Source organism: Arcicella rosea, assembly GCF_040543805.1.
GTDB lineage: Bacteria > Bacteroidota > Bacteroidia > Cytophagales > Spirosomataceae > Arcicella > Arcicella rosea.
In genome coordinates this window covers 1-25,351 of sequence record NZ_JBEUMS010000009.1, presented here as the reverse complement: position 1 = coordinate 25,351, position 25,351 = coordinate 1, and the positions used below count along the sequence as shown (strand labels likewise).

Genomic DNA, 25,351 nt, shown 5'->3' with positions numbered 1-25,351 from the left:
ATGAATATTGGTATTAAATTGTTAATTCCTCACTCATTTCTAAATCACTCATTCACTAAATAGCTAAGAAATCAGTTGCTTTTTACCTATATTTGAGAAATAACATATTAATTCCTAAATGATTAACCCAAAACAAATCAAAGAACAAACTTTTCGTGATAGAATTAAAGGTGAAATACTTGAATTTTTTCGCTTAAATGAAGATACAGCTTGGTCGCTCAACCAAGTACATAAAGCTTTTGCCGTTCGTGACCGCAGTACAAAAACCTTGTACGGAGAACTTCTTGAAGACCTCCACAAAAACAAAAAAATTATCCGTCAACAAAACGGAAGTTATATTATTGATACAGTAACACAATTTGTTGTTGGACGAGTTGACCATGTAAATGCCCGTTTTGCATTTATTGTTGTAGAAGACCGAGAAGACGATATTTGGGTAAATACTCGTGAACTCAACGGCGCTGTTGACGGCGATACCGTAAAAGTATTAGTTTTTCCAAAAGGTAAAAAAGGCACAACCAGAGCCGAAGGCGAAGTTGTAGAAATTATAGAAAGAGGTAGAAAAGAATTAGTGGGTACAATTGAAATTTTACCAAACTACGCTTTTGTAACACCCGATGCCAAGAAAATATTTCAAGATGTATTCGTCTCAAAATATGATATTGGCGATGCTCAAAATGGCGACAAAGTAATCATCAAGATTATGAGTTGGGCAGAAAAAGAGCGTAAAATGGAAGGACAAGTCATAGAAGTTTTAGGAAAAGCTGGCGAAAACAATACCGAAATGCACGCTATTTTAGCAGAATTTGGTTTGCCAATCAATTTTCCAAAAGCGATTGAAGATGAAGCCGAAGCAATTCCAGTTAAAATTTCTGCCACAGAAATCAAAAAGCGTCGTGATTTCAGAGAAACGACGACCTTCACGATTGACCCAGCCGATGCCAAAGATTTTGACGATGCTTTAAGTTTCACTTTCTTAGAAAATGGTAATTACGAAATCGGTGTACACATTGCCGATGTTACGCATTATGTTTTGCCAGAAACTAATTTAGAAGCTGAAGCTTTCAAAAGAGCTACTTCGGTGTATTTGGTGGACAGAGTTGTACCGATGTTGCCCGAAAAATTATCAAATGGCTTGTGTTCACTTCGTCCTAATGAAGATAAACTAACTTTTTCAGCCGTTTTTGAAATCTCACCAGAAGCCAAAGTTATTGGCGAATGGTTTGGTAGAACTGTTATTCATTCAAATAGAAGATTTTCTTATGAAGAAGCACAAGAAGTATTAGATGGCGAAGTCATCAATGCTGAAACAGAAGAAGTAAAAGCAACTGAAATTGCAGAAGAAGAACCCAAGAAAAAAGGTCGTAAAAAGAAAACAGATGAAGTAGCAATACTTCCAAATTTCTCGAAAGAACTTTTAACCTTGAATCAATTAGCTCACAAACTTCGTGACGAACGTTTTGCCAAAGGTGCCGTAAATTTTGAAACCGTTGAAGTAAAATTCAATTTAGACGAAAACGGAAAACCACTTGGAATTTATCAGAAAATCAGAAAAGATTCTCATAAACTGATTGAAGAATTCATGTTACTTGCCAATAAAAAAGTAGCAGAGTATGTCTTCAATTTACGTAAAACGGAACCTAGAAATACGATGGTGTATCGTACTCACGATGCACCAGACCCAGAAAAGTTGAAAAACTTCTCGACTTTTGCCAAGCGTTTTGGTTATAATGTACAAACAGAAGTTTCGCAGATTAGTACTTCTTTCAATGCTTTAATGCACGATGTAGAAGGAAAACCAGAGCAAAACATTTTGGAAAATTTGGCGGTAAGAACAATGTCGAAAGCAAAATATAGCACCGACCCAGTTGGTCATTTTGGTTTGGCATTTCCATTTTACTCGCATTTTACCAGTCCGATTCGCCGTTATCCAGATATGATGGCACACCGAATGCTTCAACATTATTTAGATGGCGGACAACCTTTGGAGCGTGCTCCTTGGGAAGCTCGTTGCAAGCATAGTTCTGAAATGGAGAAAATGGCTGCCGAAGCAGAGCGTGCTTCTATCAAATACAAGCAAGTAGAGTACATGAGCTTGATGGAAGAAGGCAAAGTTTGGGAAGGAATTATTTCGGGCGTTACCGAATTCGGAATTTTTGTAGAAATTACAGAAACTGCTTCGGAAGGTTTAATCAGAATGAATGATTTGAAAGATGATTTCTATGATTACGACCGTGATAATTACAGAATTGTCGGACAAAGAAATGGACGAGTATTTACTTTTGGTGATAAATTACAAGTAAAAGTAAAAGAATGTAATTTAGGCCGTAGAAGTATGGATTTGACTTTGGTCGGAAATGATGGCGATGGCAAAAGAAAGACAAAACCTTCGCACCGTGGCGATTCGAGACATAAATCTAAAAGCTCAAAATCAGCACCAAGAGGCGATAGACGCTCAAAAGGTTCAGAAGGTAGAGATAGATCTAAAAAACGAGATAGATAATAAAACAAAAAGAGGTGGCAAATTGCTACCTCTTTTTGTTTATTGTAAAACCAGTTCACTTGCTTTTAGCAAATTACTGGTGGTTAATTCTGAAAGTGATTCTTCTGGTTTTTCGGTTAAATGAATGGTTTTCACACCTGCCTTTTTTCCTGCTTTAATATCTCGATGTGCATCGCCAATCATCCACGAGGCATCACGGTCTATTTTATATTTGGCGATAGCCTTTTCAATCATCAAAGAATCTGGTTTACGAGTCAATGAAGCTGAATTAAATTTTTCGTGATGTGGACTAAAGTAAATATCATCTAATAAATTCCCACATTGTTCTTGAAAATAGTTGTGACATTTCCATACATCCTCACGAGTATAAATTCCTTTGGCAATTCCCGACTGATTGGTAATTACAATTAATAAGTATCCCGCAGCCTTAAATCTTTTCAACGCCTCAATCGCTCCTTCTGGAATAATCAAATCCTCAAGTCGGTACACATAATCAACTCTATCAATGTTCAATACGCCATCACGGTCTAAAAAAATACATTTCTTCATCACTTATAAATTTAGTCAATAGATAAAAAACGACTTTGAAAAGCAAAATAATTTGGTTCAAAGTTAAAACCACAGTACAATATAACTATTTTGCTATTTTTTTGTACAATTTATTCTGTTTTTTTATCTAACGGTAATAGTATTCAGATTTTTCACAAAAAAACGCAGACTTTCTGACAAGTCTGCGTTTTTCGCTAAAAATCTTTGGATTTGTGATTTTGGCTATCGGTCATCAAATTTCGGAAACGGATTTCAGATATTGGATTTTGAATGTCGGATTTCAGATTTTTGATTTATAAATAAATACGAACCCGAATAAGGTTCAAGCAAAAAAGCCGAAAGCTGATGTCTGATGTCCAAAAGCTCAACCCCAAACTACAATTTATCCCAAGGAATACGGCTCAATAATAAAACCAAACCTAAACCAAAGAAAATTAAAGCATTTTTATGACGAACAATTGCATCTGTAGCACGTTTGTTCTTTGAATACCCTACTGTAATCAAAGCAATCGCAATGATGTTTGTTAGGATATGCTCTACTGCTATTTTACGATACTCTGCAATTTTCATTACTTCAGAACCGAAATCTGTAAAAGCTTTCATTCCGAATGGACTTAAGAACAAGTATAAAACCAAGCCAATCAATAATTGTGTGTGATTAGAAATTAGAAAGAAAAGACCAAATTTACGGTCAGTTTCAGTGAAATCGCTTTTTGAACTTAAACCCATTGCCGCACGGACAATCACAATAAGCCCTAGAATCATCACGACAAAGAAAAGTGTCTTATGAATTAGTTGAAAAATTTCGTACATAAATTTTGGGTTTTGATTTGTCAATATTTTCTCAAAGATAATAAACAAAGGTTTCGTTTATCGTGTAATTTTATAAAAACATCAACATTATAGCATATAAGCTTTGAGAAGCCAGCTATGAGTATTTTCAACTTACTCATCCCAATAAAAGTCTGAAAGCTCAAAGCTGATTTCTCAAAGCTTACAATCACTTCATCCACAAAAATCATGAAAAAAACTTTACTCATCACATCCCTCTGTTTGGCAAGTATGGCTTTCGGGGCATTTATCACGAAAAAGCTAGAAAACGAAAACATTACGATTGACATCGTAAAAAAAGCCGAAAAAATAATTGGTTTAGAATTTACGCAAGCAGAGGCAGACTCTATGTTAGTTGAACTTAATGATACTCGTAAAAGCTTTGAAGAAATCAGAAAAGTAGAACTCAAAAACGAAGTTGCACCAGCTTTAGTGTTCAATCCATTACCAACAGGTTTTGAATTTGAAAAGGGCTCTTCTTACTTTAAAGCTTCAAGTATTTCAATGATTTCACTTCCAAAAGATAAAAATGATTTAGCTTTTTACTCCGTCAGACAATTAGCGGCTTTAATTCAAAGCAAGAAAATCACTTCGCTTGAACTGACGAAATTCTTTTTAGAACGACTGAAAAAATACGATACTCAATTGGCTTGCGTCGTTACACTCACGGAAGATTTAGCCTTACAACAAGCCGCAAAAGCTGATGCAGAAATATCAGCAGGCAAATACAAAGGTTTATTACACGGAATTCCTTACGGAGCCAAAGATTTATTAGCGAAAAAAGGCTACAAAACTACTTGGGGTTCTGTGCCATATAAAGACCAAGTTTTAGATTACGATGCCGTTGTAATTCAGCGATTAGAAAAAGCTGGTGCTGTTTTATGTGCCAAACTTACTTTAGGAGAGTTAGCTTGGGGTGATGTCTGGTTTGGCGGAACAACCAAAAACCCTTGGAATTTAAAACGTGGTTCTTCAGGTTCTTCGGCGGGTTCGGCTTCATCAGTAGCGGCTGGATTATTACCTTTTGCCATTGGTTCTGAAACCTTGGGTTCAATCGTTTCTCCATCATCCGAATGCGGTGATACAGGTTTGCGCCCTACTTTTGGACGAGTACCAAGAACTGGCGCAATGGCTTTAAGTTGGAGTATGGATAAATTAGGTCCAATTTGTAGAACGGTTGAAGATTGCGCCATTGTTTTTAATGCTATTTTAGGAAAAGACGGACAAGACCCAAGTGTGATTGACGCACCTTTTCAATTCGATGGTAACAAAAAAGATTTAAAAGGAATCAAAATCGCTTATTTGAAAAAAGATTTTGAAGGAAAGTACCCCAACAAAACGCAAGATTCACTCACTTTAGTTACGATGAAAAAATTGGGTGCTGAATTAATTCCTTTAGAACTGCCTAATTTACCTTCAAACGATATTAGTTTTTTACTCAGTGTAGAATCTGCGGCAGCATTTGATGAATTGACTCGTTCAGGAAAAGATGATTTAATGGTGCGTCAAATTAAAAATGCTTGGCCAAATGCTTTCAGAGCGGCAAGGTTTATTCCAGCAGTAGAGTATTTACAGGCGAATCGTCACAGAACTTTATTGATTCAGGAATTTAACAATAGGTTGAAAGGAATCGACGTTTACTTATCACCCGCCTTTGCCAGTAGAAATTTAACAATGACCAACTTAACGGGACATCCTTGCGTGGTTTTACCAAACGGATTTCGTGCGGAAGGTCGCCCAACAAGTATTACTTTTATGGGGAAATTATTTGGCGAAGGCAAATTATTACAAGTAGCTAAAATTTATCAAGATGCCACAGATTTCCATTTGAAGCATCCTAAATTATAAAATATGTACTTCAAACAATTGCTATTATCAGTAGCTTTGGGTTTTCCCTTAGCTACTTTTTCCCAAGAAGTAAAGCAAGAAGAAGCTTTACAAAAAATGGTAGAAAGCGAAAAAGCCTTTGCTCAAACTTCTGTTGACAAAAGTACCAAAAGTGCTTTTCTAACATTTTTAGGAACAGATGCCGTTGTTTTTGACAAAGGAATGCCCGTAAATGGCATTGAACATTGGCAAAAAATAACGTTCAATCAAAGTTTAAATTGGCAGCCTTATTTTGCTGAAATAGCGGGTTCTGGTGATTTTGGTTATACTGCTGGCAACTGGCAAATTTACGATTCAAAAACACAAGCGAAAGCATTGGCTTTTGGCAGTTTTGTTTCGCTTTGGAAAAAACAAGATGATGGCAATTGGAAAGTAGCCGTTGATATTGGGGTGAATCATGCTGAAAATACCAACAAAAATGCCTCTGTAACCAAGAATTATCCAGTTTATAAGCCCACTGAATTAAAAAATAACGCTACCTTCGCCGAACGTTTTGTTTTTATGAACGACCATTTTTATTGGAAAAATGCGAAGAATTCTCCCAATCCTTTTGAAGCTAATTTATCGCAACATGTAAGAATTTTCAGAAATGGACAATTACCCATTATTGGAAAAGAAGCCGCCAATCAGTTTTTGAAAAAATCGTATGATAAAAAACTGATTTACACTGGTTTAAAAGTAATTGCTTCGTCTTCTGGAGATTTAGCTTGTGTTTATGGCACAATCTCTGGCAATGGGAAAACAGGCAATTATTTAAGAATGTGGCGACAAGAAGCAAAAGGTGTCTGGAAAATCACGCTCGAAATCGTTAGTATTTAACTTAAGTAATCTCAATCTATACAATAGATGTGACATTTTATTTATTACAAATAATTGATAATGAACAGCTTAAAAAACTAATCACCAATCACTATTTACAAATCACTGATATCGCATTATGTACGCTTTAAAAAACTGCCAAATATTTACCTCAGAAGAGATTCTTACGCATAAAATCTTAGTCATTAAAGGCACTAAAATTGCTAAAATTCTTAATGATGATGAGATTGAAGATTTAGATAATCTTTTTCCTGATATTCAAATCATCGATTTAGAAGGCTATAATATTGCTCCTTCTTTAATTGATGCTCAAATTTATGGCGGTGGCGGAAGTTTGTACAATTCTAAAACAACAGAAGAAACAATCCATAATACTTATTTGGAAATTCGCCGTGCTGGAACAACACATTTTCAAATCACGCTTTCATCAACACCTTTAGAGAAAATTTTAGAGTCGATAGAAGTAGCCAAAAGCTATCTTAAAAACGGCGGACAAGGTTTAGTTGGTTTGCATTTGGAAGGTCCTTTCTTTAGTTTTCCTAAGCGTGGGGCTCATGTCGCTGAATTTATTCGTAAACCAAGTATTGATGAATTAACAACCATTATTGAAGCATGCAAAGGTTTACCAACCTACATGACCATCGCTCCTGAAGAATTTACCGACGAACAACTTGATTTACTTTTACAAAGTGATATAAAAATTGCAGCAGGACACAGTTCTGCTACGTATCAACAAGCTAAATATGCTTTCGATAAAGGGATTAAAAGAGTAACTCATTTGTTCAATGCCATGTCGGCTTTTCAAGGACGTGAACCCGGCTTAGTGGGTGCCACTTATGATTCAGAAGCTTGGGCTAGTATTATTCCTGATGGTATTCATGTGGATTTTACCAGTGTAAAAATCTCTAAAAAAATCATGGGAAAAAGGCTATTTATCATTACTGATGCAGTAACCAATGATGTTTCGGGAGATTATAAATTTATCCATGCTGGCACGCATTATACAGATACGAAAGGTACTCTTTCTGGCTCTGCTTTAACGATGCTTCAAGCCGTAAAAAATTGTGTTGAAAAAGTAGATATTCCTTTGCCAGAAGCATTAAGAATGGCTTCAACTTATCCCGCAGAAGTACTTGGGCTAGAACATTCTTTGGGTAAAATCCAAAAAGATTATCAGGCAAATCTCTTTATTTTCGACGATTCTCTCAATATAAAAGGCTTAATTGAAAATGGCTGTTTGGAATGGTTTTAGGAATGGTTTTAGGAATAATTGTGATTGAGTGAGTTGTGAGTTAGTGAATTAAGGAAAATGTTATTAATTCAAGTAAGTTGTTCTTACAAGCATAACATTCCTAAGATAACCAATATATAAAATCTGACATCTGAAAGCCGAATACCGAAAGCATTTAAAAATGAATTTGATTTCTAAACAACCCAATACAGGAACTACTATTTTCACGGTAATGTCAAAATTAGCTTCTGAACACGAAGCTTTAAATTTATCACAAGGTTTTCCAAATTTTGATTGTTCTCCTAAACTGTCCGAATTGGTTAATCATTACCTCAAGAAAGGGATGAACCAATATGCTCCAATGGCAGGGATTCAATCTCTTCGAGAAATCATTGCCCAGAAAGTAAGCGATTTATATCAAGTAAATTATCATCCAGATAGCGAAGTAACCGTTGTTTCTGGCGCAACGGAAGCACTTTATGCAGCGATTACAGCAATTGTTCACCAAGGCGATGAAGTAATTCTATTAGAGCCTTGTTATGACTCTTACACGCCAGCAATTACTTTAAATGGAGGAATTCCTGTGTATGTAACATTAACGCCAGAAAATGAGTATAAAATTGATTGGGAAATTGTAAAATCAAAAATTACAGAAAAGACCAAACTGATTATACTTAATACGCCTCATAATCCAACTGGAACTGTACTTTCGGAAGAAGATTTGAATCGCTTGGCTGATATTGTGAAAGACACCAATATTTTCTTGATTGGTGATGAAGTATATGAACACATTATTTTTGATGGATTATCGCATTGGTCTTTACTTCGAAACCCTGTTTTGAAAGAACGCAGTTTTATTTGTGGTTCTTTCGGAAAAACATTTCATGTTACGGGCTGGAAAGTTGGTTATTGTCTCGCTCCAAAACAATTAAGCGAAGAATTCAGGAAAGTACATCAGTGGCTAACATTCTCGACGGTCACTCCTATTCAATATGCTTTAGCAGATTTCTTGCAAGAACCAGAAAACTATCTTTCCATTCCGAAGTTCTATCAGGAAAAACGAGATAAATTCTTGGCTTGTATTCAAGATTCTCGCTTTACCTTTACGCCAGCAAAAGGCAGTTTCTTTCAATGTGTAAATTATGAAAAAATTACAGTGGAAAACGATTATGATTTAGCCATTCGCTTAACGAAGGAAATTGGTGTAGCAAGTATTCCAGTTTCGGTATTTTATCATCGAAAAAATGACTTTAAAATTCTAAGATTTTGTTTTGCAAAAGATGATGAAACCTTAGAGAAAGCTGGAGAAAGACTATCTAAACTTTAGGATGTTGGATGTCTGATTTCGGATATTGGATTGATAAATAAAACCTTTTAATAAGTAGTCAATACAATTTAATGACGTTTTTTTGCAAAAAATTGACAATTAGAAACTTACAATTCTAATCACAAATTACTATTTACTAATCACTACTTAATTAAAATTTGCACGCTTAAATACTAGATTTATTCCAAAAACATGAAACATACAATTTATATTTTACTCTTATTGATTACTTGTGCTTCTTGCACAAAACAGCCAAAATTAGATGGGTTAGATTTAGAAAAATTTAAAAATGATTTCGGTGGCTGTAAAGGCGAAAGGCTGAAAATGGTTGACAAACTAAAATCTTTGAAAGAAGAAATCAAAGGAGTAAGTTCAAACGATTTGGATGATTATTTAGGCAAGCCAGATATTCAGCAATTAGCCGACCGAAGTCAAGAATATTACATTTACTTTTTAGAACCGGGTAATCATTGTGAGGACGTTAAAAAGAAATCGAACGCACAAATGATGGCAGTTAGATTCAGTGCCATGGGAATGGCAACTGAAGTAAATTTCCAAAGAGGAATGCCCGAAGAGTAAATTAGAATTTTATCGGTAAAACATAAAAAGAAGCAACGGGGATTCCTTGTATCTTGGCAGGAATCCAAGTTTTCATTTTCTTAACAAGATTGATTGCCTCAGCACTTAGTTTGGGCGAAATTCTATTATCTATTACATGTATTTTAGAGATTTCACCAAAGCGTTCTACTTTGAACCTCACCAAAACAGTCTCTCCTTTTGTATCATTAGGACGCACCAAGTTTTGATAGATAAATTTATTCAATCCATCCTGTCCTTCCGAAAACATTGCGGGCGATTCTACTTCGTAATAAGTTGAATCCAAATCTATTGTCATGTCTTTGAAAAAGGAATTTTTCTCCTTGTCTTTTTTACTGACAGGACTTTGTATTTCCAAAACACTTGCAATAAGATTTTTATCTTTTTCTGAAAAAGAATTGGTCGAAATGGTACTTTTTTGTGCTTTAGCATTCATCCCCAATAGAAGGACGATGCCAAATAGTGTAAAATTTTTCATTATTTATTACTTAGGACTTTATAAATTCAAAAACAGGGTAACACCTATCAATTACTTAGAAAAAATGATGAACAAACGACCAAAATGAAATACTACTTTGAACTCATGTAGAAAATAGCACATTTAAAAAATTACCTTGTGGTAAATTACAAGTACAAATGTAATCGTTTTTTTTAGTTTTTCAATTATGTGTAAATTTTTATTAAAATATTTATACATAATTGAAAAACAAGCACTTAGCAACGTTAAAATTTAGTATAAAATACTTAGTCTTTATCAAAAAACCAACCCAAAACAGTTGAAGTAATTGATAAAGCAAAACTAAAAATCAAAGGAGGAACAAAGCCATTAACATGAAAGCCATCAATAAAGTAATCTACAATATATACTACGATTACATTGATAACCAAGAGGAATAAACCCAAAGAAAGCACCGTAATTGGAAAGCTAACGAGCTTTAATATAGGTTTCAAAAATGTATTGGCAAAGCCCATCGCTAATACCACCAAAATAGACGTTTGAAAGCCGTCGATACTAATGCCATTAATATACTTTGACCCAAACATAACCACGATGGCAATGATTAAATATTTGATAATGAAGTTTGTCATTTCGCAAATTATTGTTCTATAATTGTAATTAATTTTTAGCGTGAATGTCTTGAGCGAAGTACATCAATAATTTCATCAAAATCAAGTCCTCTTTGTTCTAATAGGACTAAATAATGAAATAATAAGTCAGCTGCTTCTCCTTTAAACAGTTCATCGTTCGAATCCATCGCTTCAATCACTAATTCCACCGCTTCCTCTCCTACTTTTTGAGCAATTTTATTTGTTCCTTTTTCAAATAAACTAGCCGTATAGGACTTCTCTGAAGGGTTATTTTTACGATCACGGATTACTGCTTTTAGGTGATTCAACCAACCAGCTTGTCCCGGTTCATTTTTTTCACCCCAACAAGTATCTGCACCAGTATGGCAAGTTGGGCCAGCTGGATTTACTTTTATCAACAAAGTATCTTCATCACAATCTTTCAAAATTTCTACAACGTGCAAGAAATTATCAGACGTTTCGCCTTTTGTCCAGAGACGTTGCTTAGAACGGCTGAAAAAAGTTACGACACCTTCACGCTCTGTTTTTTCCAAAGCTTCTTGGTTCATATAACCAAGCATTAATACTTTTTCTGTCTTAGCATCTTGGATGACAGCAGGGATTAGTCCTCCCTGTTTTTCAAAATCTACTTGCATATTTTTGATTTTAATTTTTCGCAAAAATTATAGTCTAACAGAGATTCCCTTCTCTCTTAAATACTCTTTTAATTCAATAATGTCTATTTCTTTAAAGTGGAAAATACTTGCTGCCAAACCTGCATCCGCTTTTCCAACAGTGAATACTTCATTGAAATGTTCCATTGTTCCTGCTCCGCCCGAAGCAATGATTGGAATTGATGAATTTCCCGAAATTGCTGCAGTTAATTCATTGGCAAAACCAGCTTTCGTGCCGTCGGTATCCATTGAAGTCAGCAAAATTTCTCCTGCTCCACGCTCTTCTACTTCTTTTGCCCAAGCCAAAGTGCGCAAAGCTGTGGGTTTTCTACCGCCATGTGTGTGAACGATATGTTCAGAAATACCATTTTCGGTAACAACAAAGCGAGTATCAATCGCCACAATAATACATTGCGAACCAAACTGCAAGGCTAATTCATTAATCAATTCTGGTCGGCGAACAGCAGAGGAATTAATTGATACTTTATCTGCACCCGCATTGAGCAAAGCAGAAACGTCTTCAATAGAAGAAATTCCTCCACCTACGGTAAAAGGAATATTGACATTTCGAGCAACGTTTCTGACCAAATCAATTAATGTTTTGCGGTTGTCAACGGTTGCCGTAATATCCAAAAACACTAACTCGTCTGCTCCTTGTTCAGCGTAAATTGCACCTAATTCTACGGGGTCGCCAGCATCACGAAGGTTCACAAAATTTGTGCCTTTCACTGTGCGACCGTCTTTTATATCAAGACAAGGAATTATTCTTTTTGTAAGCATTGTATTTAGCTTTCGGCTATCAGCGATGAGCTTTCAGCCATTTTTTAGACTTTAGGATTTTGAGACACAAGGTTTTAGATACAAGAATCAAGACTATTATATACTTTAAGATTTTGAGACTTTAATTTTCCTTAAACTGCCGAAATCCGACATCTGAAATCCGACATCCAATGTCCCTATTTATGTAAATCTGCAATCTGTTTTAAAGTAATTCTACCTTCATAAATCGCTTTGCCGACGATTACTCCGAAGATATTCATTTCGTCTAATTTCAAAATATCATCCATTACCGAAACGCCTCCGCTAGCAATAATTTGTAAGTTTGGAAATTGGTCTTGGAGATTTTTATACAATTGAAAACTTGGACCTTCTAATAATCCGTCTTTTGCAACGTCAGTTGAAATAGCATACTTCGCTCCTTTTTCGATATAATTTCCTACAAAATCATACACAGAAGTAGTTGTAGCTTCTTCCCAACCTGAAATGGCTATTTTTTCATCACGAGCATCCGCTCCGAGAATGATTTTTTCTCCGCCATAGTTTTGTAACCATCCTTCAAATAAATCAGGATTTTTTACCGCTACACTTCCGCCAGTTACTTGTTTTGCTCCCGAATTAAAAGCAATTTCAATCATTTCATCTGATTGTACTCCTCCACCAAAATCAATGTGAAGATTAGTTTTGCTTGCCAACAATTCTAATACTTTATGATTGACGATGCGTTTTTGTTTTGCACCGTCTAAATCAACCAAATGCAAACGCTGAATACCTGCATCTTCAAAAGACTTAGCTACTTCTAAAGGATTTTCGTTATAGATTTTTTTCTGAGCATAATCGCCCTGCGTAAGACGAACACATTTTCCGTCAATTAAATCTATGGCTGGGATAATTTGAATCATTGTTTTTGGGACTTTAGGACTTTGGGACTTTAGGACTTTAGGACGATGTAAAAATACTTATCCTCAAGTCCTAAAGTCTTCAAATCCTAAAATCTTAAAGTCATTTAGTCTTATTTAAATATTTTGATAAACCATGTAATTGATTTTCTATACTTCTTAGATTTTCAATCAGAAACTGAAAATCTTCTTCTGAAATATATCCTAAATTCTTAGCTATTATTAATTGAGTTTCTACTTCATAAGCCGATGAAAGACTCATATCTATAAAACGGGCAAAATCGTTGTCACTTCTTCCTGAACCTTCAGCAATGTTTGAAGGAATAGAAACCGAGGCTCTTCTAATCTGAGAAGTTAACCCGTACTGCTCTTCTTGAGGAAATAATTTGGTGATAACATAAATTTCAGTCACAAAAGCAACAGCTTGTTTCCAAACATTCAATTCTCTAAAATTATGTCCTCTCATAAAATAAAGAAGTTTTAAAATTATCATCCTTCTGTCCGCAAGTCTTCAAATCCTAAAGTCCTCCAGTCCTAAAGTCTCAAAATCTATACTTTCAAAAAATTCTCAATAATCTTCTGTCCTTCTTTTCCACTGATTTCGGTGTGGAATTGGGCGGCGTAGAAATTTTCTTTGTGAAGCATCGCTGAAAATGGTTGTACATAATCACATTCGGCGACTGTATATGCACTGATTTCAGCATAATAACTATGCACAAAATACATAAAAGCACTTTCTTTCAAGCCTTGTGTCAATTCGCTTTTAAGATTATAAATGTTGTTCCAACCTACGTGTGGTACTTTGAAATTGCTTGAATCAAAACGTTTTACGTTAATATCAAAAATACCCATGCAAGTAGTATCATTTTCTTCCGAATGCTTACACATCAGTTGCATTCCAACACAAGTACCCAAAACAGGTTGTTTCAATGAAGGAATTACTTTATCCAAACCCTTTTCACGCAAATACGCCATCGCAGTACTTGCCTCGCCAACGCCTGGAAAAATCACTTTATCTGCCGAACGAATTTCAGCCTCATCGTCAGTCCAAAGATAATTTACGCCAATTCTGTCCAAAGCATACATTACCGATTGCACATTTCCTGCGTTATATTTGATTATTACTGTTTTCATTTTTTAGAATTAAGAGAAAAACAATTTGAAATTCACCGTCACCCCCCCTATTAAGCATTAAAAAAGCCTGACTCTTTTCAGGAATCAGGCTTCTATTTATATCGAATACTTGTGTCGTTGCTATTGGCACAATACTCATCAGCCTTTCCTGTTTAGGAAACGAAATGATGGTTATGATGTGTGCCTTTGAAAATCATGATGCAAAAATAGTTATTATTTTGAAATTTACTTTGTAAAGATTTGGTATTTAGTGAGAAAACGAGAATTATTTGTTTTAGCTATAAGCTTTGAGCTATGAGCTATGAGATTTTATTGATATGATAAGAAAAAAGCTCATAGCAATTTGCTCATGGCTCGTAGCTAAAAACTCACAGCTAAAACAAACTCATCTGCTCTACTTTTGGCAAAAATTTAGGTTCTTTTAGATTCAAGTCAAAATGTAGATTAAACTGCTGAATCCAATAAAAAGCCAATTCTGGTACACAATCTTTATCGTTAACATGCACAAAAACATAAACCTCCTCTACTCCTTTTTCAAACCAACTTTTTAATTTCTGAATCCATTCATCAATTCTTGGATAATCTGAGGGATGTTCGTTGCCAGTCCAACGAATCATGGCGATGCTATTACTCAAACTTTGATGTGCTACATCTCTTCTACCAGAAACATCAGTAATCACCGTTCCGTGACCGAAACTTTGTAAAAGTGATAATGCCTGTTGCCAGATTTTTTCATTTTTAAACCAATCTTCATGACGAAACTCTACGGCAATTTTCAAATTTGTAGGCAAGGTTTTCAGATACTTTTCTAAAATATGAAAATGCTTCGGCATAAAATAAGGCGCTAATTGTAAAAATGGAATGCCTAGTTTTTCTTCTAATTCAAAAATTCTCTCACAAAATACTTTGGTGACGGCATCAGATTTTTGCAATAAATTATCATGAGTAATTACTTGTGGAAATTTTGGATTGAAAGTAAAACCATCTGCCGAATCTTCTTTCCACGCTTTCATTTCATCTTGGTTCGGGATTTTATAATGAGTAATATTCAATTCTATCGTTTCAAATTGCTTTGAATACAATCTTAAATAATCTCCCTTGTTTACTTTATGCGGATAAATTTTCCCATTCCAATCTTTATTCGCCCATTCTGGACAACCGACTTTTACTTTTGGTTTTTTCACAGGAATGCCCGATAATACTTTCGTGTTAAAGGCATTATCAGCTTGTAAAGTAAAATCTACTTTGCTTAACTCGTGTATAGGAAGTTTTCCGAAATCCATTTTTCTTGATTTTAATCTTTTAAAGGTAATAAAAAAATCCTGTCGTTACCGACAGGATTTTTATTACACAAAGTTCAGACTACAAATTACTTTGGATCAAGACCTTTTTCGATTCTGAATAATACATCTTCAAAATGATATTTTGTCATTTTATCAGTTGTTAAAGGTAAAGCAGCTTTAAGCTCGCTTTTCAATGCCAACAAATGTCCACGAGTTACCGAAGTAATATCTGTTTTACGTGGGTCAACTGGTGCAGGAACGACAGTTCCTCTAAAACTAAATCCACCTTGACCACCAACAGCTGTACCATTTAAAATAGTAAGCATTCTTTCTACATATACTTTCTGTAAATTTCTACGAGTAGCATCTGTTACTTTACGAGTACGAGCTTCCGACCAAATTGAAGAACGAACATCTGTAAATAATTCATCCAAACTATATGAAGCTGGGTTTTTAGCATTCATTTCAACCAAACGTTGTAAACGGTCTGAAGTAAATAAATTATTCAAAGTAGCTTCTTGAATACGGCTGATTGCATCAACACCATAATCTGGACGAATTTTAGTGATAATTTTTTCGTCTAATAACCAAGATGGCGTATCAAAAACCTGACGATTCAACCATAAAACAGCACTTTTCTGAACACTCTTAGGAGTTGGTTCATAAACGGCACCTTGTTGGTCAGCTGTTTTTGGTGTTTCATAAACTCCACCAATATTTTTTGAAACATGACCGATATAACGACGATATTGCGTAACAATTTCGTTATAAGACTCCGTCAGCATATCAAAATCTTGTGCTTCTTCTTTAGTCCATTCAGTTAAATTTGGTACAATTCTTTTCAAGTTTTTGATACCATAATCACTTGCCAACATATTGTCGTCTCCCAAACATTCACTTTGTGTACGTGGGTCGTAAGGATTAGTTTCTGTACCGAACCAAATTCTTGGATTTTTAGCAAATTCCTGAATATACTGTTTACTCAATGTTTTTTGGTCATCTTCTGGCGTAGCACCATCCAATGTTTGGTATGCCCATTTAATTGCCCAAATATCATATTCACCAATGCGTGGATACAAATCTTTCACGCCATCTTCTGGTTGAGCTACATAATTGAAACGAGCATAATCCATGATTGAAGGCGTATGACCATGTTCTGCAATCCATTTTGGGTCACGAAGTTTTTCTACTGGAACAGTACTGCTTGAACCATAATTATGACGTAAACCGATTGTGTGACCAACTTCGTGAGATGATACAAAACGAATCAAATCGCCCATTAATTCATCATCAAATTTATTTTTTCTAGCACGTGGGTCAACCGCAGCACCTTGCGTCATATACCATTTTTTCAATAATTTCATTACGTTGTGGTACCAACCGATGTGACTTTCCAAGATTTCGCCAGAACGTGGGTCATTTACGTTTGGACCATAAGCATTTTCAATATCAGAAGCGAAGTAACGAATTGCTGAATAACGAGCATCTTCTAAACTGATAGTCGTATCTTTTTCTGTCAAGATTTCTCCACGAATAGCATTTTTCCAACCAGCCGCTTCAAAAGCTTTTTGCCAATCGTCAACACCTAATTTCAAATATTTACGCCATTTTTCAGGAGTAGCTGGGTCGATATAATATACAATTGGTTTTTTCGGCTCAATCAATTCTCCTCTTTTTTGTTTAGCAGCATCTTCTGCATTTTTAGGCTCTAATCTCCAACGAACAGCAAAAGTTTGGTCTTCTGTACGCTGTCCACCTTCTTCAAATACCGTATAACCACTTGCAAAATATCCGACTCTGTTATCAAAATAACGTTTTTTCATCGGCGTACTTGGCAATAAAATCATTGAAGTATTAAGCTCAATGGTTACTGCACCAGCCGCTGCTGCTCCAGGAATATTAACCGAAGGCATTGTTGGCGCACCAAAACTTGGCATTGGCGGAATCGCATTGAAAGTTTTAACCGTTCTGATTTCCGTATTGATTGGATACGATTTTATCGACTGAATATAAGAACGATCAGGAGCAATTGCAGTAAGTTTATACGTTGTTTTTGTGTAAGGAGGCAAAGAGAAAATCTGATTATCGCCTTTAAAAAATTCCGTTACTTCAATAACTGATGAACTTGTTTTACTGATAGAATCTTTTTTGATAGCCTTTAAATCAAAAGCCTGAGCGATTGGCTCAACATTTGAATTTTTAACAGCTTTGTAAATTGGTGCAGCAGAATCTGGAGAAACATTGATATACTGTACTGCACGAAGGAATACTTTATTTTCAGGTGCTTTTTCAAAACGAATTACCTGACGGTTCAACATTTCGCCACCATAAGTACCCGGAATCGTAGCAACTTTTGCGAAACGAGTAATACTCATGATTTCTTTGCCCATGATTGAATCAGGAATTTCAAAGAAAAACTTTTCATCAATTTTATGAACCGTAAAAAGTCCTTTTGAAGTTTTCGCTTTATCGGTAATTACTTCTTTGTAAGGTCGTGGTCCAGATTTTGGAGCTTCGGCTGGTTTAGGCGCTGGTGCAGGTGTTGCCGCTGCAGGTGCTTTTGTATCTCCTTTTTTATCTTGTGCGTTTACAGAAACAGTAAAACACGACAAAGCCAAAAGAGCAATTTTAGTCTGAGTTTTTAGCATGATGATTTAAAAATTGTTGAAAAAATAAACGGTCTAAGTTAATGTATTAAGCTTTATTTCAGAAAAGTTTTTGATGAATGGCAATCTTTTACCTATTAAAGACAGCAATTAGTCAAAATCAGTAATTAGATAAGCTCCTTCTTTTCGTAAATTAATACAATTCAAGCCCAACAGTTTCGCTTGATTACTTAGTTTATCAGCATACCAATCCGAATACGAACCATCAATGATTAAATATTTGAATTGGACTTTGCCTATAATTTGTGCTAAATCGCTTACTGATTTATTCGCTAAAATTAGATAATCAAAAAACTGATTTTGAGCATCAAATTCTTTTCTTTTCAGATTTTTACCAATCCATAAAAATGTCTTATTTTTCCAAGCAATTACGGTGACGGAATCTTTACTTTGTGCAATTACTCCGAATGATTTTAAGGCTTGATTTTGATTCAAATCACTTTTCAAAGTATCAATTACTCCAGCTTTCGCCCAAAAATTATTCAGCCGAAAACCAATATCTTTTCTACTTCTCAAAAAAGAATCATCTGCCAATAACATCGCTCGTTTATTTTTAACTACAGAAAATGCACTATGCTTTGGAATTGAATGAATCAGTAAAAAATCTTGATTCATTTGTCTTATTTTTTTAGTAATTGTCAAGGCAATTAAGACACAAACAATTACACTGCTTACTTTTACCCAATAATATTGTTGCGTTTTCCATAGTACCATCAAAGTAAAAATTAGCGCATACATCAAATACATTTCCTCCTTTGAAATCCACAAAAACTTAGTAATCGCAAAAGGCAAAGCTTCAAACCAAAGTACTGTTTTATTGAGTGCGAAAATAGAAAACTTCAAACCTTGACCTAACAAATAGAGAATTGTCTCAAGATTAAAATACATCAATATTTTAGCAAGTATCACAAAACCCAAACCATACATTAATACAACCGAAGAAAGTAAAATTACTAGCGGATTAGCAAATAGAAAGTAATTGGGAAATTGATGAAAATAATAGATGGTAATCGGGAAAGTGGCAATTTGTGCAGCAATCGCTACTGTGGTTACTTTCCAAGTGCGGTCGGCAAGCCAATGAAACCAACTTTTAGATTTATCAATCACAACCAATGGGTTTAGTTTGGGCTGAAAGTAAATCATTCCAAAAACTGCTAAATAAGATAATTGAAAACCAACATTGAATAAAAAATAAGGATTTATCAACAATAAACTGAATGCAGAAAAGGCGACAGTATTATAAGAGTTATCTTTTCGCTGAAAGGTTTTGGCAATCAAAATCACCGAAAACATAAATGTAGAACGAAGTACTGGTGAAGACAATCCTGTGATAAAAGCATAAAACCAAAGTAATGTTAAAATAATAAGTAGCATTACAAGTTTTCCATATTTACCCCGTTTATTCAAAAAACTAAGTAAAAATACCAATACAGCACAAATTACTCCGACATGTAAACCCGAAACCGACAACACATGAATAGCACCAGCAGCTGAATACGCCTGCATCAATTCGCTATCAATATCATCTCTTTGTCCCAAAATCATGGCATTTGCTACGCCATATTCTTGTTTGCCTTCTACAAAAGTCGTGAAAATAGAATCTGCAACAGTATTAGTTCTTAATGCAGTGGCTTTTATCAAATTTGGTTTTTCATTTGCTATTTTTTCAATCTTTGAAGCAGGACAAAACTGCTGAAAAGCTATGTTTTGCCAAGCCATGTATTGCCGATAATCAAATTCTTCTGGATTTTTAGGAGCAGAAATTTCTTGTGGATTTCCTTTAATCAAATAGACATCTCCATAATTTGGTTTTTCCACAGTATGATTATCAAAATAGAGATGTATTTTTCCAGAACTTGGTAATATTTGATTATTGATAATGACCGAACGAATCTCAGCGACACATTTCCATGAATTTTCTTTCTCTTCAACTAAGTTATCCACAATTACTTCATAATGACTAAGCTTTGTAACATACTGTGAATAATGCTGTGGAAAATTACTTTCTGTTACCAAGAAAGTCCGCAATAAACCTGTTAATAATAAAACCATACAACCTGCAAAACCTATAAGTAAATGGTTTTTAAATCGTTGTCGGAAAATATACAGAGCGATATAAATGCTAATACTTAGCAACCAAACAACAAAAATCGCTTGAAGATGGGAAGGAGTAAAAAAATTGTAAATCACAATGCCCAAAATCAGGGCAATTGTAAAACGAACAAATGGAAACGGAGAGAAGTAGTTCATCTTGAGCCATTTAAGGTATAGAATTCTAAATTAAGAAATATTTTTGAAAACATAATTATTCAGCTTTTCTCTTTTAATTAAGTTTTCCAGTTCAATTATCTGTATCTTTGCGGATTAGCCGATTTCAAACAAAGCATTCAGAAAAATGTCAATAATCCTTGCAGAAAAATTAAGAAAATACCTTAAATCAAATGCTTTACCACAGAGTGTTTCTCGTGGAAAAATCATTTACCAAAAAGGTGGAACTACATTTGAAAAAATATCTTATACCGACAAAGGCGAAGCAACTATTAAAGTAAAAAGTGATTCTAGTTCTAAATTTTATTCAGTACTTATCAAAAATTGGAATACAGCTATTGTAAGTTCTAGTTGTTCATGCGACTACGATTGGGGCGGAATTTGCAAACACCGTGTTGCAGCTTTACTCTTTTTAGAACAAGATTTACTTACTCGCAAACCAAGCGTCATTCAATCGCTTCCTTTAAAGAAAACATATCCAACTTCATATCATATAATTAGAATAAGTACTTTCGATGATTGGTCTTTGAAAAGTCATTCAAGTTTAGATGATTGGAAAAATCGTGCAAGTGTTCAAAATGTACAAATTATTTCAGCGATTGATGGCACTGCTATTGTTGATGTAGAATACAAAAAAGAGACTTTCCATTTAAAATTCGAAAAGCTTCGTTTCAACAGCGAAGTGGCTACTTCATGTTCTTGCGCTCAGGACATCGAAAATCAGCTTTGTATTCATAAAATTGGAGCATTAATCGCCATTCGTGATACTTATGGACCCAACAATCCATTCGATAGAATGCGTGATTATACTGTTGAAAAAGATAAATTACTGGCAGAATATGGTTTTTCTTTAGAAGATGATTTGCAAGATAAATTTGATTTCAAACTAAAGTCAGACGGCTCGGTTCAGTTACTTCGCCTCGACCAAAGTATTCAGAAATTAAGTCAATTTCAAAACTGGAGAAATATCAATAATAGAATTTTCAGAACGCCCGAAAATTCATTTTTAATTAATAACGATGATGTAGAACGTGAACTTCGTCAAATTCTTTACGTACTTCGTTTTAAAGGAACAGAATTTGTAAATGACGTAGCGATTGATACTTATTCGTACAAAGCAGGAGCAAACGGCAAAATGGCTTATATCCGTTCGTTGAAAGACAGCGATTTCGATAGTTTTCCTGTTTTGACCGATGCCGACAGCCAAGTAATTGGCTTAATCAACAGCATTAAAGACGATGGTTTAAAAGCTTTTGGTAAGAAAAAAGATTTGCGTTTGCCATATTTCTATGATTATTTGAACCGTGACGAAGTTTCTGCCAACGATTTGCCCATCGTAGAAGAGTACATCAATAAGAAATTAGACAGAATTTTCAATCTCTTATCTGATAAACAAGTACACACAAGTAAGACTTCTTTTGTGAGTAGCCAAATTGATGTTGAGGAAATTACGATTGGCAAAGAACGTATTTTCCCTTCATTTACCTTATCTGAAGAAGACGATTTTATCGTATTAGAAGGTTTTACGACCATCAATCAGAAAAAGACAAAACTGGCTTCTTTAGCAAATCCAAACAGTTATTGGGTTAGAAGCATTGGTAATGTTTTATATAAATTGGCAAATCCAGAAGTAGCCAATTTGTTGAGCTATCTTCCCAAAAATGGCGTAATCAAAGTAAGGAAAACCAATTTTGCAGGTTTCTTTCAAGATTTCGTTTTACCATTAGCCGAAAAATTTACGGTTGATTTACAAATCAATCATGAAATTGAACATCAGCACAGCAGCTTTCAGCAAATAAAAATTTACTTAAAAGAAGACGATGGCAATTTACTTTTCGTGCCAATGTATGAGTACGAAAATGAAATAGAATTTTCGCACGATCAAAAAACGAATAAAATCAATTTTGAAAACGAGAAAATTACCATTCAACATCGTAACACGGAAGCAGAGAAGAACTTTTATCAAATCATAAAAGAACAACATCCTTCTTTCGAAAACCAAAGTCAATATCCATTCTTTTACTTGTCCTTCAATAATGTATTGAAAGACGGTTGGCTTTACAAGTTTTTTGAAGCCATGAAAGCGCATGATATTACGATTTTGGGCTTTAAAGATTTAAAGAAATTCAGATATAACCCGCACAAAGCAGAATTTAATATCAAAGCTGGTTCAGGAATCGACTGGTTTGATATGAAAATTGAAGTACAATTTGGTGACCAATTGATTGGCATTAAGGAAATTCAAAAAGCCGTTTTAAAGAAACAAAACTATGTTGAATTAAAAGATGGTTCGCTTGGAATGTTGCCTGAAGAATGGCTAAAACGCTACGAAAATGTACTGAAACTCGGGAAAGTAAAAGGTGACCAATTACAACTTTCTAAAATGCACTTTTCGTTAATTGACGAATTGAGCAAAGACATTGATAGTTTTGAATTCGAGCAAGAACTTTTCGAGAAAAAGCAAAAACTGCTGAATTTCAAAGAAATGGCAGAAATTGCTTTACCGCAAAATATGAATGCACAATTGCGTGACTATCAAGTGGAAGGGTTTAAATGGTTGAATTTCTTAGATGAATTTTCGTGGGGTGGAATTCTTGCTGACGATATGGGGCTTGGGAAAACGCTTCAAATGCTTACTTTCTTACAAGAACAACAAAATCGTAAACCTGATGCAGTAAATCTTGTTGTTTTACCTACTACTTTGATTTTCAACTGGCAAGCTGAAGCAGCTAAATTTTGTCCAGATTTAAAACTGTTCGTTCATCGTGGTGGAACTCGCCAAAAAATTAACGAACATTGGCATGAATACGACATTATTTTAACGACATACGGAATGGTTCGCTCAGATATTGAGCTTTTCCGTGCCTTTAATTTCAATTATATTATTCTTGATGAATCTCAGGCAATCAAAAATCCTGATTCTTTGATTTCTAAAGCTGTCAAACTGCTTCAATCACGGAATCGTTTGGTGATGACAGGAACACCTGTTGAAAACAATACTTTTGATTTGTATTCTCAAATGGAATTTATCAATCCAGGTTTGTTGGGAAGCGGAGAGTTTTTCAAAGCAGAGTTTTCAAACCCAATTGATAAAAATCAAGACAAAGAAAAGGCGGCACAATTACGAAAAATTGTGTATCCTTTTATGTTGAAAAGAACCAAAGAGGAAGTAGCGAAAGATTTACCAGAAAAAACAGAAAGTATTATTTACTGTGAAATGGACAAAAAACAGCGAAAAGTATATGATACTTTCCGTGAAATTTATCGCCAGAAATTGGTTGATAAAATGTCCACAGATGGAAGAGAAAAAGCTGCATTCTTAATTTTGGAAGGTTTATTAAAACTTCGCCAGATTTGTGATAGTCCAGCGCTACTAAACGATGATACAGAGTATGATACCAACTCTGCCAAACTTGAGGAAATCATTCGGGAAATTGAAGAGAATGCAGGCAATCATAAGATTTTGATTTTTAGCCAATTCTTAAAAATGCTAGATTTAATCAAACAACATCTCGAAAAACATCATATCAAATACGAATATTTAGACGGCAAAACGACTGACAGAGCTGATAGAGTAAATCATTTTCAAGATGATGAAACTTGTAGAGTATTTTTAATGAGTTTAAAAGCAGGTGGTGTTGGTATTAACCTCACAGAAGCCGATTACGTCTATCTAGTTGATCCTTGGTGGAATCCAGCAGTAGAACAACAAGCAATCGACAGAACGCACAGAATTGGGCAGAAAAAGAGTGTTTTTGCTTATAGAATGATTTGTAAAGACACTATCGAAGAGAAAATATTATTGCTTCAAGATAAAAAACGAGATATTGCGAAAGATATAATCAGTACTGAAGACGGTTTCTTGAAGAAACTTTCACAAGACGATATTATAGATTTATTCTCATAAACTCATTAACACTTTCCTAAGTTCAACAATGGGCTTAGGAAAGTATTCTATCAAATACCTCTCTGTTTCATAATTCTGAGTGAAACAAACTTATACTTCAAGCCTACCGAAAGATTAATCCAAGCATCATTTGCAGTATCACTATAAGAGTTTACTCCCCCAATTTTATGTGGAGTAGTCAGATTATAAGCAGTTGTAGCATCTAATTTATCATTATAAATCCAAGAATAGCGCAAGTCAAAAACGGTTGAAAGACGTTTACTAAGCCAAAGTTCTGTCATAAAACCAAACGGAACTACTAATTCTCTGGTATAATATATTCCTTTGCTACCAACACCAATACCAGCCTGTTGAAAAATTGAAGTATGTCTAGTCGTACCATCAGCTGTAGTTCTCAAAAAAGCTCCAGATTTTAAATCATAAACATCTGTGTGAAACCAAATCATTCCTATACCTAAGTAAGGTCTAAAAATCGAAGTTCTTCTACTTTCCTCAAAAAGCCTACTTAAATTGAGAGATACCAACAGATTTGATTGAAAAAATTCACACTTGAACCTTGAAAAATATGGTTCGTTTTCATAACCAGATAAATTTCCAAAATTACTTTCAAACATAAGATTGATTTTTTGTGAGATTCCTTTCTCAACTGCAATAGATATGACAGGATTGAACGTACCTAAATGACCTAATTCTCCAATAGTAGTAGCTATTCCTAAAGAAGTATTAATAGAATATCCATCAATATATCTAAATTGTTTTTGTGCAAATCCATTGCAGGGGAGGATGATATAGCTGAAGTATATCATGATTAAGTGTAGTTTTCTTTTCATTGTAGAGATTTTTTACTTTTAAAGATAATTCTTCTCTTTTACAAAATCAAGTTTCCCAATATCTTTCAAACGCAAAAAGGTTCTTGATATTACTATCAAGA

Annotated in this window: 20 protein-coding genes; 7 read left to right on the top strand and 13 right to left on the bottom strand. The window is 34.6% G+C overall.

Features of this window, described 5'->3' with window-relative positions:
• Nucleotides 1–118 precede the first annotated feature (118 nt).
• Nucleotides 119–2,503 carry a ribonuclease R family protein gene (locus ABID42_RS13050; protein ID WP_367284020.1) on the top strand — a complete coding sequence of 795 codons (2,385 nt, stop codon included), beginning with the start codon at nt 119–121 and terminating at the stop codon, nt 2,501–2,503.
• 39 nt (nt 2,504–2,542) lie between these two features.
• On the opposite strand, the gene ABID42_RS13045 is transcribed toward ABID42_RS13050, so the two are convergent.
• A complete protein-coding gene (locus ABID42_RS13045; RefSeq protein ID WP_323260665.1) occupies nt 2,543–3,052 on the bottom strand; it encodes a D-glycero-alpha-D-manno-heptose-1,7-bisphosphate 7-phosphatase in 510 nt (169 codons plus the stop codon).
• A 375-nt stretch (nt 3,053–3,427) separates the two neighbouring features.
• Nucleotides 3,428–3,865, bottom strand: a complete 438-nt coding sequence (locus tag ABID42_RS13040; protein WP_323260667.1) for a hypothetical protein — start codon at nt 3,863–3,865, stop codon at nt 3,428–3,430.
• A gap of 207 nt (nt 3,866–4,072) precedes the next feature.
• On the opposite strand from ABID42_RS13040, the gene ABID42_RS13035 reads away from it, so the two are divergent.
• The 5 genes from ABID42_RS13035 (at nt 4,073) to ABID42_RS13015 (ending at nt 9,726) form a co-directional block, all read left to right on the top strand.
• Nucleotides 4,073–5,731 (top strand): amidase family protein, encoded by a 1,659-nt coding sequence (locus ABID42_RS13035; RefSeq protein WP_367284019.1) that lies wholly within the window; start codon nt 4,073–4,075, stop codon nt 5,729–5,731.
• Between the two features lie 3 nt (nt 5,732–5,734).
• Entirely contained in the window at nt 5,735–6,589 is an 855-nt protein-coding gene (locus tag ABID42_RS13030) for a YybH family protein (protein WP_367284018.1), read from the top strand.
• A 118-nt stretch (nt 6,590–6,707) separates the two neighbouring features.
• Nucleotides 6,708–7,841, top strand: a complete 1,134-nt coding sequence (gene nagA, locus ABID42_RS13025; RefSeq protein WP_367284017.1) for an N-acetylglucosamine-6-phosphate deacetylase — start codon at nt 6,708–6,710, stop codon at nt 7,839–7,841.
• Nucleotides 7,842–8,001: 160 nt separating this feature from the next.
• Nucleotides 8,002–9,147 (top strand): methionine aminotransferase, encoded by a 1,146-nt coding sequence (locus ABID42_RS13020; protein WP_367284016.1) that lies wholly within the window; start codon nt 8,002–8,004, stop codon nt 9,145–9,147.
• A gap of 192 nt (nt 9,148–9,339) precedes the next feature.
• Nucleotides 9,340–9,726, top strand: a complete 387-nt coding sequence (locus ABID42_RS13015) for a hypothetical protein (protein WP_367284015.1) — start codon at nt 9,340–9,342, stop codon at nt 9,724–9,726.
• A 1-nt stretch (nt 9,727) separates the two neighbouring features.
• Here the strand turns inward: ABID42_RS13015 and ABID42_RS13010 are convergent, their stop codons facing one another.
• The 10 genes from ABID42_RS13010 to ABID42_RS12965 form a co-directional block, all read right to left on the bottom strand.
• A complete protein-coding gene (locus ABID42_RS13010) occupies nt 9,728–10,222 on the bottom strand; it encodes an energy transducer TonB (protein WP_323260679.1) in 495 nt (164 codons plus the stop codon).
• 266 nt (nt 10,223–10,488) lie between these two features.
• Nucleotides 10,489–10,833 carry a phage holin family protein gene (locus ABID42_RS13005; RefSeq protein WP_323260681.1) on the bottom strand — a complete coding sequence of 115 codons (345 nt, stop codon included), beginning with the start codon at nt 10,831–10,833 and terminating at the stop codon, nt 10,489–10,491.
• 35 nt (nt 10,834–10,868) lie between these two features.
• On the bottom strand, nt 10,869–11,468 hold the full coding sequence (hisIE, locus tag ABID42_RS13000; protein ID WP_323260683.1) for a bifunctional phosphoribosyl-AMP cyclohydrolase/phosphoribosyl-ATP diphosphatase HisIE: 600 nt from the start codon (nt 11,466–11,468) through the stop codon (nt 10,869–10,871).
• A 27-nt stretch (nt 11,469–11,495) separates the two neighbouring features.
• A complete protein-coding gene (gene hisF / locus ABID42_RS12995) occupies nt 11,496–12,266 on the bottom strand; it encodes an imidazole glycerol phosphate synthase subunit HisF (RefSeq protein WP_323260685.1) in 771 nt (256 codons plus the stop codon).
• A 176-nt stretch (nt 12,267–12,442) separates the two neighbouring features.
• A complete protein-coding gene (gene hisA, locus ABID42_RS12990; protein ID WP_367284014.1) occupies nt 12,443–13,165 on the bottom strand; it encodes a 1-(5-phosphoribosyl)-5-[(5-phosphoribosylamino)methylideneamino]imidazole-4-carboxamide isomerase in 723 nt (240 codons plus the stop codon).
• A gap of 100 nt (nt 13,166–13,265) precedes the next feature.
• Nucleotides 13,266–13,628 carry a four helix bundle protein gene (locus ABID42_RS12985; protein ID WP_367284013.1) on the bottom strand — a complete coding sequence of 121 codons (363 nt, stop codon included), beginning with the start codon at nt 13,626–13,628 and terminating at the stop codon, nt 13,266–13,268.
• 83 nt (nt 13,629–13,711) lie between these two features.
• Nucleotides 13,712–14,296 carry an imidazole glycerol phosphate synthase subunit HisH gene (hisH, locus tag ABID42_RS12980; protein ID WP_367284012.1) on the bottom strand — a complete coding sequence of 195 codons (585 nt, stop codon included), beginning with the start codon at nt 14,294–14,296 and terminating at the stop codon, nt 13,712–13,714.
• A 374-nt stretch (nt 14,297–14,670) separates the two neighbouring features.
• Nucleotides 14,671–15,579 carry a DUF72 domain-containing protein gene (locus ABID42_RS12975; protein WP_367284011.1) on the bottom strand — a complete coding sequence of 303 codons (909 nt, stop codon included), beginning with the start codon at nt 15,577–15,579 and terminating at the stop codon, nt 14,671–14,673.
• Nucleotides 15,580–15,665: 86 nt separating this feature from the next.
• On the bottom strand, nt 15,666–18,227 hold the full coding sequence (locus ABID42_RS12970) for a zinc-dependent metalloprotease (RefSeq protein WP_367284010.1): 2,562 nt from the start codon (nt 18,225–18,227) through the stop codon (nt 15,666–15,668).
• A gap of 108 nt (nt 18,228–18,335) precedes the next feature.
• Nucleotides 18,336–20,495: a ComEC/Rec2 family competence protein gene (locus tag ABID42_RS12965; RefSeq protein WP_367284009.1), complete on the bottom strand. Its 2,160-nt coding sequence runs from the start codon at nt 20,493–20,495 to the stop codon at nt 18,336–18,338.
• Between the two features lie 145 nt (nt 20,496–20,640).
• On the opposite strand from ABID42_RS12965, the gene ABID42_RS12960 reads away from it, so the two are divergent.
• On the top strand, nt 20,641–24,420 hold the full coding sequence (locus ABID42_RS12960) for a DEAD/DEAH box helicase (protein WP_323260699.1): 3,780 nt from the start codon (nt 20,641–20,643) through the stop codon (nt 24,418–24,420).
• Between the two features lie 50 nt (nt 24,421–24,470).
• Here ABID42_RS12960 and ABID42_RS12955 read toward each other — a convergent pair whose 3' ends face one another.
• Complete coding sequence (locus ABID42_RS12955) at nt 24,471–25,226, bottom strand: hypothetical protein (protein ID WP_367284008.1); 756 nt, start codon at nt 25,224–25,226, stop codon at nt 24,471–24,473.
• Between the last annotated feature and the right edge of the window lie 125 nt (nt 25,227–25,351).